This window comes from Fibrobacter sp. UBA2449 (genome assembly GCF_002342555.1).
GTDB lineage: Bacteria > Fibrobacterota > Fibrobacteria > Fibrobacterales > Fibrobacteraceae > Fibrobacter.
Genome location: NZ_DDQF01000005.1, coordinates 281714 through 296239, shown reverse-complemented (window position 1 = coordinate 296239; position 14526 = coordinate 281714). Strand labels below are relative to the sequence as shown.

Here is a 14526-nt window from a genome sequence, read left to right as displayed (position 1 = left end):
GCAATGAAAAAATGGCGCATTGACGATTCCCGCGACTTGTACAACGTCAAGGGTTGGGGCGTGAACTTCTTCGACATCAACGAGAAGGGCCACGCAACGGTTCACCCGCTCAAGGAAGGCGGCCCGGACATTGACCTTTACGAGTTGGTGCAGGAACTTTCGCTCCGCGACGTCTCCACCCCGATGCTGCTTCGCTTCCCGGATATCCTGGACAGCCGCATCGAGAAGATCAACGAGTGCTTCAACAAGTCCCGCACGGAATATGGTTTCAACGGGAGCTACTACAGCATTTTCCCGATCAAGGTGAACCAGCAACGCGCCGTGCTCGAAGAAATCGTCAGTCACGGCAAAAAATACAACATCGGTCTCGAGGCCGGTTCCAAGCCGGAACTGCATGCGGTGCTCGCGAACATGGACAATCCTGATTCGCTGATTATCTGCAACGGCTACAAGGACGAGGACTTCATTGAACTTGCCCTCCTCGCGCAGAAGATGGGCAAGAAGATTTTCATCGTCGTCGAGAAGATGAACGAGCTCCACCTGGTGGTGGAACTTTCTCGCCGTATCGGCGTGCGCCCGAACATCGGCATCCGCATCAAGCTGGCAAGTTCCGGCAGCGGCAAGTGGGAAGAATCTGGCGGATACCACAGCAAGTTCGGCCTCAACAGTTCCGAACTGCTCGAAGCGCTGGACTACATCAAGCAGGAGAAGATGGAAGACTGCATGAAGCTCATCCACTTCCATCTGGGTAGCCAGATTACGAACATCCGCCACATCAAATCGGGCCTGCGCGAAGTTTCGCAGTTCTATGTGCAGATTCGCAAGATGGGCATGAGCCTTGAATTCGTGGACGTGGGCGGCGGCCTCGGCGTCGATTACGACGGCACCCGCAGTTCCAACGCGAGCTCGGTGAACTACTCCATCCAGGAATACGCGAACGACGTGGTGTACGCCATGTACGAAGCCTGCGAAAACGGCGACGTGCCGCACCCGAACATCATTGCGGAATCTGGCCGCGCTCTTGCGGCGCACCATTCCATTTTGGTGTTCAACGTGCTGGAAACCGCCGGCCAGGCGTTCTTTGACGAGAACGCTCACGAGATTGATGACGACGCTCCCGATGCATTGAAGGATTTGTACGGCATCTACAAGGGACTCACCCCGAAGAACCTGCTTGAAAGCTGGCACGATGCTATCCAGCTGAACGATGACGTGCTCAATGGTTTTAAGGTGGGCGATTACGACTTGCCGACGCGCGCCATGTGCGAACGCCTGTTCTGGAGCATCGTGCGCAAGGTGGACCAGTTGGCGAAGGACCTGCGTCATCCGCCTTACGAACTCAGCGAACTCCCGCGTCTCTTGGCGCAGAAGTACTTCTGCAACTTCAGTTTGTTCCAGAGCCTGCCCGACAGCTGGGGCGTGGACCAGGTTTTCCCGCTCATGCCTATCCAGCGCCTGAACGAGGAACCCACAGTCGAAACTACTCTTCAGGATGTCACTTGCGACTCCGACGGAAAGATCGACATGTTCGTCCGCGGTGGCGACGTGAGCCGCACGCTCCCGCTGCATGAACTCAAGAACGGTGAACCCTACTACATCGCGGTTTACCTCGTGGGCGCCTACCAGGAAATCCTCGGCGACTTGCACAACCTCTTTGGCGATACGAACGCTGTCCATATCGTTTGCAACGACAAGGGCGGCTACGAAATCGACAAGGTGATTGACGGCGAATCCGTGGAAGACGTGCTCGACTACGTGAACTTCAGCGACAAGGCTCTCGTGCGCACCATGGAAAACTGGGTGTCGCGCTCCGTGAAGGAAGGGAAGATTAGCCTGCAAGAAGGCAAGGAATTCCTGAACATCTATCGCGGCGGCCTTTACGGGTACACGTATCTGGAATAAACCGTGATTCACGAAATTGCCCCGCACATTTTAAAAAACGAGTTCCGGGTTCAAAGCCCGAAACCGTCGGATTTTCTTGTCGTTTTTTTCGGGGACAAGAGCCTTCTCAAAAAGAACGGTGATTCCTTTGAAATTCCTAGGGTAGAAGACTTCAATCAGGGGAATATCCCGTGCCATTACCTTTTCAGCATTGACGATGCGGCGTATTTCCTGGCTGATTTCAGCATCTCGAAGGAACTGGTAGAAAACGCGTCGGACGATTATGTCCTTTGCCCGGCACGCACGTACCGCTACATGGGCGACCCGCTCTTGCGCATGGGTGGCGCTACCGCCGCGCACATCGCTCACTGGGAAACGCTCAACAGGTTCTGCGGCCGCTGCGGAAGCGAAATGACCCGTAGCGAAAAGGAACGCGCAGTAGTTTGTCCTAAATGCAGGAACACCGTGTACCCGCGCATCTCGCCGGTCGTGATTGTGGCCGTCCGCAATGGAGACAAACTCTTGATGGCTCACAACATCGATAACCCGAACCCGCGACTTTTCTTGATTTCTGGCTTCGTGGAAGTGGGCGAGAGCCTTGAACAGGCCGTGCACCGCGAAGTCATGGAAGAGGCGGGCCTCCGCGTGAAAAATATCCGCTATTTCGGGAGCCAGCCGTGGCCCTTCAGCGACTCGCTTATCGCGGGCTTCACCGCCGAACTCGACGGCGACGACACCATCCACATGCAGAAGGAGGAACTCTCCGAAGCCATGTGGGTCAAGCGCGAAGACATTCCCGAGTACGAGACCGATGTGAGCATCAGCTGCTGCCTCATCGAGAACTTCCGGCGGGGATTTACGCTGGGGTAACATCCGCAGAACCCTAATCTGCGTTGTCACTCCGTAGTGCCTTCTTTCACCTTCTCTATAACCTCTTCCGGCGTCACAAAGTTTAACACGCTGTATGCCGAGAATTCTGCGCCCATGTCCTTGAACGATGCGCCAAAATGATAAACAGTATCGTCCACGAGCAGAAACCTGTCGTGGATATTTCGCATTGTTTTGAGTTCCAATCCGGGGTACTGCTTGTTGTGCAGGGCTACCGCAGCCTTGAATTCGGGAGTAATGCGAGGCGAATAGATTGCCGCGGAAACGCCCTTCCCCCGCATGGCCGCAAACTTCAGCACATCAACAGTGGCGAAAGGGTCGATGAATACAATTGAACGCTTGGCGGTCTTTACGAGGTCTGCTATCAGGATGAGTCCGTCAAACCGAGTTCCTGTGGCAAGGATTCCGCCCGTAGGTGTTTGCGAAGCGTTTACAAAGAAATCAATGCGCTGTTCAACAGCAGAAAGGCGAGAATCGTGCTCGCCAAATCTTTTCTCCGTAGCCCCCTTTAAATTCGCAATCTCTGCGTCTTGGGCCTCGATCAACTGTCGTTGTTCGTGCAAGCGGTCCGCAATTTGCAGGTCGGTCGCTATTTTACGCTGATACACGGCATATCCTTTAAGCAGATAATCCTTCAGGATGCGATTCGCCCATTGGCGGAATCGGGTTCCTTGGATAGACTTAATCCGATACCCCACAGAAATGATAACGTCTAGGTTGTAAAGAGTCGTGTTGTATACCTGATCGGCATCGGCACCCACATGTGCAAAATTTGCACATGTGATGCTTTTCTCCAATTCGCCTTCCTTGTATATGTTTTTGATATGCCTGCCGACAACAGTTCTATCCTTTTTGAATAGTTCCGCCATCTGCGCCTGCGTCAGCCATACGGTCTCGTTTTCGACGCGAACTTCCAGTTTTACCGTGCCTTCCGGCTGGTAAAGCACAATTTCGCCTGTTTTTTCATCATTTTGGTCCATTTCTACCTCATAAAAAAAGACCGCACCCATATAATCCTCAAATACGAGAATTGATGATTATATGAATACGGTCGTTGGCAGGTCTTGCCCGCCCACTATGTTTGCAGGGTAGAATATACAAAAAAGATGTGCAAGAAGACAAGGGGTAGACATGGGGGAGAATTGATTGAGCGGAAAATGAGTTTTCGTGCGACATATAATTCAGCAATCATTGCTTGCTAAATTTAAAAACGAGATTGCAAAGATTCAGCAGGCGCGGCTTTACGCTCTAGGCGTTCGCCTAATGTTTTTCTATATTTTCGCTTAATGAAATTACCAGTCGTGTGCATTATCGGACGCCCGAACGTGGGCAAGTCCTCGCTTTTCAACCGCATCCTGGGGCGGCGTGCCGCTGTCGTTTCTGACCGTGACGGCGTTACCCGCGATAGGCATTACCAGACGGCGAACTACAAGGGCCACGAGTTCACGGTGGTCGATACGGGCGGATTCTTGCCCGACGATTCCATCGACGTTTTGGCCGATAGCGTCCGTGCGCAGATTTTCAATGCGGTCGAGGAATCAGACCTCGTGCTCTTCATGGTGGATGTCCGCGTGGGCATTACCAAGCTCGACCAGCAGTTTGCGCGCCTTATCCGCAAGCTCGACAAGAAGGTGATTCTTGTGGCGAACAAGAGCGAGCAGCAGGGCGACCGCCAGGAAAGCTACGAGTTCCTCAAGCTCGGTTTTGGCCAGCCCCGCACTATCAGTGCGCTTACGGGCTATGCCTGCCTCTCGCTCCTCGACGAGGTTGTCTCGATCCTCCCGACTCCGGTGCGTGGCGAACGCAAGGAAGAACGCCCCATCCGTTTCGCAATTCTTGGCCGCCCGAACGCGGGCAAGAGCACGCTGTTGAACCGCCTGCTGAACGAAGACCGCGCGGTGGTCTCTGACATTCCGGGTACGACCCGCGATTCCATCGACTGCGACTTCATTGTCGATGGTCAGAAGTTCGTGGTGACCGATACGGCGGGCCTCCGCAAGAAGGCGAAGGTCGAGGACGAAGTCGAAATCTTCAGCAACATGCGCACGCTCGAAAGCATCCGCCGCTCCGACCTCTCGGTATTGATGGTCGATTGCACGCGCGGGCTCGAGGTGCAGGACTTTCGCATCATTACCGAAATCCGCAAGGCGGGCAAGGGTCTGGTGCTTGTGCTCAACAAGTGGGATATCTATCCGGACAAGACGGAAAAGTCCTTCGACCACATGGTGAAGGAGATGCTCGAACGCGAGCCGATGCTCGAGTACGTGCCGATTATTTCTGCAAGCGCCAAGGAAGGCCAGCGTGTGAACCGCATTGTGCAGGCTATCCAGACGGTGTATGCCAACTGCCGCCGTGTGCTTGGTCGTGACCGTGTCGCCGAAAGTTTTGCGAACTTCTTGCAAGAGAAGGCGCCCCCGAGCCACAACGCCCGCGTGGTGTCGCTTACCCGCGCCTGCCAGATTATGGTGGAGCCGCCCGTCATCGCAATCGAGACGCGCACGCCCGAGCTGGTGGACGAGTCGTACAAGCGCTACTTGCTCAAGAAGTTTTACGAGGAATTCCAGCTGCAGGGTGCGCCCCTGCGCCTGAATTTCGACCAGAAGTTAACCCTCAGAAAGGATGAAGAACTTGAACAGTTTACTGAGTCTTCCAATAGCGTACTTGCTGGGGTCGATCCCCAGCGCGATATGGATCGCAAAGCTCGCAAAGGGAAAGTCGTTCGACATTAGGGACTACGGCTCCAAGAATGCGGGCCTTACCAACACGTTCCGTGTGCTCGGCTGGAAACCGGCGCTCCCCGTGGTGTTCATGGACTTGCTCAAGGGCTTCTTTGGCCCGTGGATTGCCATGCGCATGTGCGAATCCCAGGTTGCTGCCGGTGGTGCGGACTATTCCCACTGGGTTCCGCTTGTCGCGGGTATCCTCGTGATTCTCGGACACAGCTTTACCTGCTTCGCGGGTTTCCGCGGTGGCAAGGGCGTGCTTGCGGCACTCGGCGTGTTCCTCGCGCTCTGCCCGATTACCGCGCTTTCCTGCCTGGGCGTGTGGATTGTGCTCACGTTCTCGACTAAATACGTGTCTGTCGGGAGCATCGGAGCGTGCATCGCGCTCGGCGTTTTTGCCGTGATGGGGTACCTCAAGTTGCCCTTCCCGCCCGACGATATCAACCTCGGGCTCATGATTACCTGCCTTCTGGTGGCGGTTTTTGTGATTGTGAAGCACAAATCGAACATCAAGCGCCTTTTGAACGGCACCGAGAACGGTTTTGGCAGCAAGCGCAAGAAAGCGAAGGCATAAATATTGTAGATTGTTGAAAAAAGGATTTTTATCATGAAAGTAACTGTACTTGGAACTGGTGGTTGGGGCCTGACTCTCGGTCAGGTGGTCTATGAAAATAAGTGCGAAGTTTCGTTCTGGACAAACTCGCAGGCCGAAGTCGATCTGCTTTCGACGGAGCATCAGTACAAGGACAAACTCCCCGGCGTAATCTTCCCGGCGGATTTCAAGTACACGACCGACATGAATGCCGCTCTCGACGGCTGTGACATGGTGCTCATCGTGGTGCCGAGCCAGTTTATGGGTGGTGTCGCGAAGAACCTGGGCAAGTGGACTCCGGCGAAGGGCAAGGAACCCATCGTTGTCTGCGCCACCAAGGGCATTCTCGAAGGTACGAACCAGCTGATGAGCGAAGTGCTGCTCTCGAACGTGCCGTGGCTCACCGACGACAAGATGGTCGCCTTCAGCGGGCCTTCGCATGCCGAAGAGGTTAGTCGCCATATCCTTACCGCGATTGTGGCCGCCTGCGTGAACGAGGAATCCGCGAAGCTCGTGCAGAAGGTCATGAGCTGCTCCTACCTGCGCGTTTACAGTTCTACCGACATCGTGGGCGTGGAACTCTGCGGTTCCGTGAAGAACGTGATTGCGATTGCCTCTGGCGTGCTCTACGGGCTCGAGGCGAGCGGCAAGTACAAGATTGGCGACAACACGCGTGCAGCCCTCCTTACCCGCGGCCAGGCCGAAATGTGCCGCCTGGGCAAGGCTCTCGGTGCAAAGTCCGAAACGTTTGCGGGCCTCGCCGGCATGGGCGACCTCATCGTGACCTGCCTCTCGCAGCACAGTCGCAACCGCTACGTGGGTGAACACATCGGGCGTGGCGAAACCATCGAGCAGGTTCTTGCCGGCATGAAGATGGTGGCCGAAGGCGTGCCCACCTGCAAGAGCACCAAGGCGCTCGCCGACAAGCTCGGTGTTGAGATGCCTATCGTGAACTCCGTCCACGCGCTCCTCTTCGAAGGCAAGAAGGTCGACGATGTCATCAAGGATATGTGGGGCCGCGAACTCAAGGAAGAAGTGTGGGGATAAAACCCTAGAAACGGATTGATGCGCCGAAGTGGGCGGCAAACCCGCTTCTGAATATTCCGCCGGATTCAAGTCCGGCGTTTTTGTTTTTGTCAGATGGAGTTTCCGTGCGCTCGGTATAATCCGTCTTGAACGGGACGATTTGCGTCGCGCTGGCGAAAAGCGAAAGATTGCGGAGAATTCCCTGGGTTTCGCGCTCCAGCGTAATCCCTAGCCCGGCGACGAGCCCGTAACTTTCGAGCATCCACGACCAGGCTTCATTCTGCGCGCTGTATCCTATGAACGATGTCGTTGAAGATGTCCTGTCAACTTCGATTTCGTCGTAGGTGTAGTATCCGTGCAAGTCGATGCGCGGGGAAACCTTCGTGTGCGTCGTGATTTCGAATTGCGGGTTAAAGTGCCCTCCGAGCATAACTGCGGAAAGGTTGACGTCCGCATCCACCAGGAAGTTCTTCTGCAAGAAAGAGAACGAAAGCGTCTGCATGATGGACACGGGCAGCAGGCGGTTCGGGGCGAACGTCTCGAAGAACCGTTTCTTGTTCCGCTCCATGTGAATATCGGCCTTGATGCCGCGTGCATCGAGCCCGAAGGTCTCCTTTTCCCACTGAATACTGCCGTAATGCAGGCTTGCGTCTAGCGGGACGAACATGAAACGCTTGGTGCTGTTGTCGCGCCAGGTGTTCCCGAAAATGTTCACGTCGGCAGAAATTCCCGCATAGTAGAAATCGAGCTTGCTCGTTTCGAAATGGTGCGTGTATTGGGCGTTCCAGAGCCAGATGCGCGAGGAATCCTTGATAAAGTATTCCCGCTTTGCGTTGTACGGAGTCGTGCCGATGTGCTGCAGGCCTGCGGCAAGTTCGTTGCCTGCAAACCTTGCTCCGGCTGTAAATCCCTTGCGCAGGTATTGCGAATTCCAGTCGCCTTCGATCAGGTGGACCTCGTCGTTTTCGTTTTCGGATTCCCAGTGGATGGTCGCAAGGTCCGGAGCTCCGCGCTCGACAAGTGCTGTCGCGTACAGCGAAGAATCCGCAGTGTGTATGGTGACGCTTGATTTTAGCGCCGGCAGGCCACTTGCCGCTACGGAGAAAGTAATGTTCCGAAAGTCGGCCTGGATACCCGCCGAACCGAGCGTGCGGTTGCTGCTTAAAGAAAGTTCCCAGCCGTCTTTCCAGAGCCCGTCTATGCGGTAATGCGAAAACGAGGCGAAAACGGAATACTTGTCGGAATGTGCCGTGTCCGCGACATTGCAGAAAGTACCGCTCAGTTCTTTGGTATCGGTATCCAGCAAAAAAAGCCCGCCGCAGTGGGCGAGGCCTTTTGTTTCACCATACGCCAATGGCGTTGCAAGGAGACTTGTCAAGCCTATGGCGCATAGTGATTTGAAGATTGCTTTCACTGTTGATTAATCAATGGCGAATTCGTTTTCTTGTTCGTCCCAGTCTTCTTCATCTTCGTAGTATTCGTCGAAGTCGTCGTCGATGGCGCCCTTGATGAATTCATCCCAGAAGGAGTCTACGGTCATGTCGGGGAAAATGCCACCGAACGTGACATCGGGGAAGATGATGAACTTGCGGAGGTCTTCGAAGGTGTACTTCTCGATTTCGGAATCGACCATCTTGCCGTTGAGGAGGCCCTGGATAGTCTCGGTCTTGTTGCCGTCCTTGTCGGTAAAGTACCCGAAGTTGGGAACCTCGTTCTCGTAGAAGGCGACGGCGTACTTGATGGTGCCCTTGTCGTCCTTGCACATTCCTGCGGGGAGCGTCACGTCAGGAATCTTCCATTCGGTTTTTGTTATTGGCTCGTCGCTATTAATCATGGCCCAGGGGTCGCCTTCCACGTAGCTGTTGACGACGAACTTGATCTTGCAACCGTCAGCAACGTAGCCGATTTCTGCTGAGATGCGTTCAGGTTCGTAGACATCCATGAAGATTGTTCCCGAGGTCTCGTCGTCTTCCCACCCGCTGACTTGGTTGCTTTCTATGTCGGGATTGAACTTGTAGTATTCCTGGGCCACGTAACCCTGCATGAACCTCTGGGCGTAAGCATGGTATTCCAGGTCTTCGGACCAGTAGAAACCGCCGTCCGGGTTCACCCATTCGGACTTGTCGTTCACCACGTGGTACGGCAGGAACTTCTGGATACCGTCGGTGTTTTCAAACCACTTGTAGGGCGCGATCTTGATGGTCTTGCCTTCGGCGTAGGGGATGTCGAAGCCGGTACGGAGCTGGGTCTTGATGGTGCTCAGGGAATCGATGATCTTCTGGGCGTCGGCGGTACTCAGGTCGGCTTCTTCGCCGTCACCGACGATGTAGAGGTCGTTTTCCTGGGTCTTGAGGCCGTTTTTCGCTTCTTCGAGCCCGTACTGCAGGCCGAGCTGCACGTAGGTAATGGCGCTGTCGAGCAAGTTCGGAATGTTTTTGTATTCTTTTTTCCAGGAATCATGGACAGAGGTGAACTTGCTGTCTTTCCCGATAAACTTGAACAGGCGTTCGAAACCGTGGTTGTCGTAGTAGTTTACCTTGGCTCCTAATTCCATAAGGGAATCAATCCAGTCGTATTTGCCGTTCTCGTCGATGTCGAGGTTAATGCTGACAACTGCCGTGAGTGTCGCCTTGGCGGCGTACAACGCGGCAAGTACCGGGGCGAATTCACCACGGTCAAGTTCAACATCGCGCTCGTCGATGGTGTAGGTGCAGGTGAACGCGTCGTCGTTTGCGATGTTCGTCATGTAGCGGATGGAGGAATCCAGCGACGGAATGGCGGTTGCGATGGCGGATTGAACGTCGCTTACCAAAATGCCGCGAAGTTCGTCGGTGGAATGGAAGGCGAGATTGAAGGAAACCTCGGAAGAACCCATCATGTCGCGCGAGAAGAGCGATGCGCCGGGCTTACCCGTGCGGGCGAGCAGCGTATCGACCAGGTTGTTGATTTTCTTGTTGTTCGCGATATCCGAGATGATGGATGCCGTGTAGGCGAGCTGCGCTTCGCAGTTACCGGGATACTTCTTGAGGATTGCCTCGATGGAGGACTTTGTCGCGGCGCTCATTTCTTGCGCCTTGCTTAGGTCGCCATCCCCGAAGGTGGAGTAGACATCGGTAAGGTCGCTCTTGATTTTTTCGATTTTGGCCTTGTCCGCTTCGTCCGTGATTTCTTCGCAGCCGACAACGACATCCACGTTGGTTTCTTGGGGTTCTTCGATTGAAGAATCATCCCTGGATCTTATGGGCGATGAATCATCGTCGGTGGAACACCCGGTCAAATATGCCAGGGTGCAGAATGTGAATATGGAGGCTTTTTTCAATAACTTCATGTTGTCCATCCTTTTTTGTTTGTAAAGAAAAATAAGAAAAAAGGAGGTGAAGAGAACAAAAAACTTATTTTTCGTCAGAAAAAGGTGTTTAAGAACAAGTTTTGGGAGATAAAGCGTCTATTTTCGCTTCCCGAGGGCTCCGAAAACCACGGCCCCCTGCACGGCCTGGAATACCATGGGGATGTATCCGAGGAGTGCTGCGGCAAGGACGATGTCGGCGGGGATGCCGAGCAGGCCTGTGAATAAACTAACATTTACGCCTTCGCGGATACCGATGCCGTTTATTGAAATCGGGAGCATCGAAACCGTGATGGTGATTGTCATGAACACCGTGATGGTCGCGATATCTACCGGAACGCCTACCGCCTGGAAGTATGCGTAATGGATGGCGATGGACGAAATCTGCAGCCAGATAGAATCTAGTCCCGAAAGGAAGAACGCCTTTTTGTAATTGCGGTAAATGGAGAAGGCGTCCTGCAACTTTGTCAGGAACGGGATGCGCCCTGCGATTTTTTTAGGGATTCTTATTTTATCCGAAAATAGCCCGCCGACAATGATGAGGACGGAAACGAGAGCGACTGCACATACGGCGCCCGTATACATGGCGGGAATGTCGTAACGGGCGATAACGAACGGGAGTGTTACAAAGAAGCAGATGAACATCGCGATGAGACCCATCACGCGAGAGATGGCGACTGCCGCGACCGAGTTCGCCATGTTCCCGAATCGCTTTCCGAATGCGATGGTCTTGACCGCATCCCCGCCGAATCCGCTGGGGAGCAGGTTGTTGAAAAAATATCCGAGCGCGATGTAGGCGTAGAACGTGCGGAACCTGATTTTCTTGCCTTCTTCGAGTAAAAGCCCGCGCCAGCGGTTCGCCTGGATGAACATGCTGAACAGCGTGCAGAAGAGGATGACGCCAATCCACGGGAGTGCCTGCGCTGTCCAGTGGTTGCTTACATCGGCAAACGGGACCTTGTAGAATATGTAGGCGAGGCCACCGATACTGATGGCCGCCTTCAATACGCTCGAAAGGATTTTTTTTGCCGAACCCTGTTGCATCCCTTAACCTTTTTCTGCGGCGAGCTCTGTAGCAATTTCGCGAATTTGCCTGGCACTCGATTCCCACGTGAACTTGCTTACCCAGGCATCGATTTCGCCATCGTATTTGCCCTTGTCGTCGATGGAATTTTCCAATGTGCGGGCAATGCTTTCGGCATCCTTCGGGTCGAAGTATTTTGCGACGCTCCCGCCGACTTCGGGGAGTGACGACGTGTTGGAACAGGCGACGGGAGTGCCGCAGGCGAATGCTTCGAGTACGGGGAGCCCGAAACCTTCGTAGAGCGAGGGCAGCACGAACAGGTCGGCCAAGTTGTAGAAGTTCACGAGGTCTTCCTGGCTGACCATGCCGGCGTGTATTGTGAGGCCTTCTAGTCCAAGTTCTTTTTCGCGGGTGTCCTGCGTGCGGCCACTGAATGCCTTGCCGACAAGCACGAGCCTGCAATTCTCTTTCCCCTGCATGCGGGCGAAACCTTCCAGGAGCATGTTCAGGTTCTTGTGGGGGAGCAAGTTCCCGACGTACAAAAGAATCTTCTTGTCGCGCGGGATATTGAATTTCTCGTACAGGTATTCAAATTCTTCCTTGGGCTTGCGGACGAATTCCTTCCCGTAACCCAGCGGGACAACAGTTATTTTCGATTCGTCTGCCTTGTAGAACCGCAGAAGGTCGCGCTTGGTGCTTTCGGAATCCGCGAGAATGCGGTTCGCGCGCTTGCAGATGAACCAGAAGATGAACTTGAAATACAGGTGTACTACCTTCATCGGCAAGAATTCGGGGTGCACAAGGTGGGTGAGGTCGTGGACCGTCACCATCATCTTCCCGCGGTAAAAGAGCGGCACGTTGCAGTGCGGGATGTGCAAAACGTCGGGCTTTTGCTTGCGCAACTTGCAGTAGGGGAACTTGAGCTGTTCCTTGTAGCCGTAGATGCCGCTGATGAATGGAATGTGCGTGGGCACTTCGCCGTAGGCATCGAGGTCCTTCGGGTCGCCGAGCGCTACGCTGTAGCCCACGTCGCGAAGCCAGTGTTGGATGCAGGTGCCTATACCGGACCTACTCACCATGCGGGCGTCTATCGCGATTTTCGGGGCGTTACCCATGCAAGTCCTATGCCTCTGCCCTGAAGTGGTCAAACATCTTCTTGAGGGTCGTGCGTATGTCGGTGCCTTTCCAATACTTCTTTATGCGGGTGTTGTCGGCGCACAGGTATGGAGTTTCTACCGGGCGCACCTTCTCGGGGTCCACGACGATTTCAATTTCGGCAGGCGTGAATTTTAGAATCACGTCTTTCAGCAAATCTTCGATCCTGTTTGCGATTCCGGAGCCCACGTTGTAGGTGTCGAACTCGTTTTCGTTTTCGAGCAGCATGCGGTAGACATGTACGACGTCTTCCACATCGGAGAAATCGCGCCAGGCGCTCAGGTTCCCCACGAGAATCTTGCCGGGCTTTCCCGACTTGTCGATTTCGGCGACCTGCTTCACGAAACTCGGGAGCGCAAACGTTGTCGTCTGCCCGACTCCGGTGTGGTTGAAGGAGCGCGTGCACACGATTTGCATGCCGTATTTCTTGCGGTAGAGCTGTGCGAAGTTTTCTTGCGCAATCTTCGAGATGCCGTAGGGGTTGCTCGCTTCGAGCGGGTCCGTTTCCTTGAGCGCCTTGTTCCCTTCGGGAATGGCGTATTCCTCGGCGCTCCCGATTAAAAGCGTCTTTGCGTGCGGCGCATGCTTGCGGATAGCTTCCAGCAGGTTGAGCGTTCCGTTCACGTTCACGCTGATGGTATCGGCGGGGCACTTCCAGGAGGCCCCTACCGAACTGATGGCGGCGAGATTCACGATGGCGTCGGGTTTCGCTCCTTCAATGAGCGCTTCCACCTGGGGCGCGTTCTGCAGGTTCACCTCGGGGAGATCCGCGGTCACCACGCTATGCCCTGCGGCTTCAAGCTCGCGGGTAAGGTACTTGCCTACGAATCCGGCTGCACCGACGATGACGACTTTCATCAAATCTTTCCTTCGGCAAGGAGCTTGATGTCGCTTTCGACCATGCGCTTCGCGAGTTCTTCGTAGCTGATTTGCGGTTCCCAGCCAAGGACCTTCTTCGCCTTGCTTGCGTCGCCGATGAGCAGGTCCACTTCGGCGGGGCGGAAGAACTGCGGGTTCACCTTCACGACTACCTTGTCGGTACCCTTGAGGGTCGCGTATTCGTCGACGCCCTTGCCGTGGAATTCGATTTCCATTCCGGCGGCCTTGAAGGCGAGCGTTACGAACTCGCGGACGGTATGCGTCTTGCCGGTGGCGACCACGAAGTCGTCGGCCTCGGGCTGCTGCAGCATGAGCCACATGGCGCGCACGTAGTCGGCGCTATGGCCCCAGTCGCGGCTTGCGTCCATGTTCCCGAGTTCAAGCACGTCCTGCTTGCCGGCCTTGATTTTCGCGACAGCGATGGTAATCTTTCGGGTCACGAATTCGGCACCGCGGCGTTCAGATTCGTGGTTGAAGAGGATGCCGGAGCAGGCGAACATGCCGTAGCTTTCGCGGTAGTTCTTGATAATCCAGTGCCCGTAGAGCTTGGAAACCCCATAAGGGCTGCGCGGGTAGAACGGCGTTGTCTCGTTCTGCGGGATGGCCTGCACCTTGCCGAACATCTCGCTGGTCGATGCCTGGTAAACGCGGGTGTCGGGCTTCACGAGGCGGACCGCTTCCAAAAGTTTCGTGACGCCGATGGCGTTGATATCGGCGGTGGAGAGCGGGGTTTCCCAGGAGGTGGTCACGAAGGACTGCGCGGCGAGGTTGTATATCTCGTCGGGTTTCGCGATTTCCATGGCACGCAAAAGCGATGCGGAGTCGGTCATGTCGCCGAAGATGAAGGAGACTTTGCCCTTGAGGTGTTCGGCGTTGTTGAAGTCGAGCTTGCTCTTGCGGCGGACGAGCCCATAAACTTCGTAACCCTTCTCGAGAAGAAATTCTGCCAGGTAGGATCCGTCCTGGCCGGTAATGCCTGTAATAAGTGCGCGTTTCATGTTGTAAAAAATAC

12 protein-coding genes are annotated in these 14526 nt (G+C 54.8%); 5 read left to right on the top strand and 7 right to left on the bottom strand.

Translation table 11 applies throughout. The annotated features are described in order from the left end of the window. Positions 1-3 precede the first annotated feature (3 nt). Both speA and nudC read left to right on the top strand, forming a co-directional pair. A complete protein-coding gene (gene speA / locus B4B27_RS02835; RefSeq protein WP_290723440.1) occupies positions 4-1902 on the top strand; it encodes a biosynthetic arginine decarboxylase in 1899 nt (632 codons plus the stop codon). A gap of 3 nt (positions 1903-1905) precedes the next feature. Beyond that, positions 1906-2751: an NAD(+) diphosphatase gene (nudC, locus tag B4B27_RS02830; RefSeq protein ID WP_290723439.1), complete on the top strand. Its 846-nt coding sequence runs from the start codon at positions 1906-1908 to the stop codon at positions 2749-2751. 26 nt (positions 2752-2777) lie between these two features. Here the strand turns inward: nudC and B4B27_RS02825 are convergent, their stop codons facing one another. Next, on the bottom strand, positions 2778-3779 hold the full coding sequence (locus tag B4B27_RS02825) for a virulence RhuM family protein (RefSeq protein WP_290723438.1): 1002 nt from the start codon (positions 3777-3779) through the stop codon (positions 2778-2780). A 276-nt stretch (positions 3780-4055) separates the two neighbouring features. On the opposite strand from B4B27_RS02825, the gene der reads away from it, so the two are divergent. The 3 genes from der to B4B27_RS02810 are packed head-to-tail and all read left to right on the top strand — an operon-like array spanning position 4056 to position 7131. Continuing rightward, positions 4056-5498: a ribosome biogenesis GTPase Der gene (gene der / locus B4B27_RS02820; protein WP_290723437.1), complete on the top strand. Its 1443-nt coding sequence runs from the start codon at positions 4056-4058 to the stop codon at positions 5496-5498. Further along, positions 5431-6066: a glycerol-3-phosphate 1-O-acyltransferase PlsY gene (gene plsY / locus B4B27_RS02815; protein ID WP_290723436.1), complete on the top strand. Its 636-nt coding sequence runs from the start codon at positions 5431-5433 to the stop codon at positions 6064-6066. The genes der and plsY overlap by 68 nt, the downstream gene beginning before the upstream one ends. 33 nt (positions 6067-6099) lie before the next feature. Beyond that, a complete protein-coding gene (locus B4B27_RS02810; RefSeq protein WP_072813577.1) occupies positions 6100-7131 on the top strand; it encodes an NAD(P)H-dependent glycerol-3-phosphate dehydrogenase in 1032 nt (343 codons plus the stop codon). Positions 7132-7135: 4 nt separating this feature from the next. Here the strand turns inward: B4B27_RS02810 and B4B27_RS02805 are convergent, their stop codons facing one another. The 6 genes from B4B27_RS02805 to gmd all read right to left on the bottom strand — a co-directional run bounded on the left by B4B27_RS02805 (position 7136) and on the right by gmd (position 14512). Then, positions 7136-8416, bottom strand: a complete 1281-nt coding sequence (locus B4B27_RS02805; protein WP_290723435.1) for a hypothetical protein — start codon at positions 8414-8416, stop codon at positions 7136-7138. 114 nt (positions 8417-8530) lie between these two features. Then, positions 8531-10438, bottom strand: a complete 1908-nt coding sequence (locus B4B27_RS02800) for a hypothetical protein (RefSeq protein ID WP_290723434.1) — start codon at positions 10436-10438, stop codon at positions 8531-8533. 117 nt (positions 10439-10555) lie between these two features. Beyond that, positions 10556-11500: a lysylphosphatidylglycerol synthase transmembrane domain-containing protein gene (locus tag B4B27_RS02795; RefSeq protein ID WP_290723433.1), complete on the bottom strand. Its 945-nt coding sequence runs from the start codon at positions 11498-11500 to the stop codon at positions 10556-10558. Positions 11501-11503: 3 nt separating this feature from the next. Beyond that, complete coding sequence (locus tag B4B27_RS02790) at positions 11504-12595, bottom strand: glycosyltransferase family 4 protein (RefSeq protein ID WP_290723432.1); 1092 nt, start codon at positions 12593-12595, stop codon at positions 11504-11506. A gap of 7 nt (positions 12596-12602) precedes the next feature. Next, entirely contained in the window at positions 12603-13493 is an 891-nt protein-coding gene (locus B4B27_RS02785) for a GDP-mannose 4,6-dehydratase (RefSeq protein WP_290723430.1), read from the bottom strand. Next, positions 13493-14512: a GDP-mannose 4,6-dehydratase gene (gmd, locus tag B4B27_RS02780; protein WP_173382585.1), complete on the bottom strand. Its 1020-nt coding sequence runs from the start codon at positions 14510-14512 to the stop codon at positions 13493-13495. Before gmd ends, B4B27_RS02785 begins: the two co-directional genes overlap by 1 nt. Positions 14513-14526: the final 14 nt, after the last annotated feature.